Annotated in this window: 1 protein-coding gene and 1 pseudogene; both read right to left on the bottom strand. The window is 49.5% G+C overall.

All coding sequences use genetic code 11. The features are described 5' to 3' along the window. Window positions 1-166: 166 nt before the first annotated feature. Complete coding sequence (locus tag ACTRXD_RS00050; protein ID WP_442429845.1) at window positions 167-583, bottom strand: response regulator; 417 nt, start codon at window positions 581-583, stop codon at window positions 167-169. 173 nt (window positions 584-756) lie between these two features. Then, window positions 757-1137 (bottom strand): annotated as a pseudogene (locus ACTRXD_RS00045) (molybdopterin-dependent oxidoreductase); the annotation flags it as partial.

Below are 1137 nucleotides of genomic sequence, written 5' to 3'. Positions count from 1 at the left end.
CCAGACACCGGTTGATGTTAAAGACAAACGCAAACTGCCATTTCGGATGCCGCTCCTCATACGGATACAGCATCTTTCGTCCTAACTGCCAGTTATACACTTCAGGCATTGTCGTCCTCCGTTTCGGTGAAAATTTCGGGGTTGACCAGGCGGCGTCTGCCAACCCTCAGGTTGGCAGTCCCCCGGTATCAACCCAATTTAACTGTCGCATCTTTCTTACAGCCATCGCTTCATTCACGATAGAACCTAACACATTCAGATCTATCGTTTTGAGCAGGACTTCGCAGCGCCCTAGTTGTTTCACGGCCTGCAAGTCCACCAGGCCTTCATACGCCGTAAAAATTACGGTAGGAGTGGATGAAACCTTTCTCACTGCCCGCACGGTTTCCACCCCATTCATCCCACCCATTTTATAATCCACCAAGATCACATCAGGTTCATCCCTATTATCTCGTAAAAATTCCATCAAGGCCTCTCCCGAATCAAAGACACGTACCGTGCAATGTAAACGGGAAAGTTTTTTCGCAATGTTTGAGCGAATCACCTCATCATCATCCACCACAAATACATAGGGTTTGCTCACCGACAGGTCCTGGTAATTGGTTGTGATTTACGTCGATCTCAACTGTCATAGCATCCTCCAAAGGATAATCTTTGTAAGATTCGCCACGTAAGTAGAGGGAGGCTGGGGGAGGTATTCGCAATGTTTCTTTCTAGACGGCAATCAAGAAAAAAAACCCCCAGCCTCCAACTCACCTACACTTTGATCTTAATATGATCACCCTTCAGCCATTTGATCATGAACTCATTCTCCTGACCTGGCGTGAACCCGGTTCGAACCGGTTCCCACGGCCCACGTCCGCCAATGCCGCCATCCTCCGCCTTGGTAATCCGGATGAGACATTCCTTTGGCGTTGTATTGACCGCATGATGATCAATCGCAAAACCCCATTTGAATTTCCAGGCAACTGGATGTTTACCCGGTAACGAGTCGGTTTGATGCATCGGCATCAGCCAACTACGGGTAAACGACTGCTGCGCCCCATACCGGAAATTCGATTGATAGCCGGTATCCAGTGCAATCGCCCGTCCGTCCGGCCGGGTTTCATGCCCCTTTACCGACTTCGCCGTGGATAC

It is taken from the genome of Nitrospira sp. T9, assembly GCF_052156535.1.
GTDB lineage: Bacteria > Nitrospirota > Nitrospiria > Nitrospirales > UBA8639 > Nitrospira_E.
This window is presented reverse-complemented; position numbering and strand designations above follow the sequence as displayed.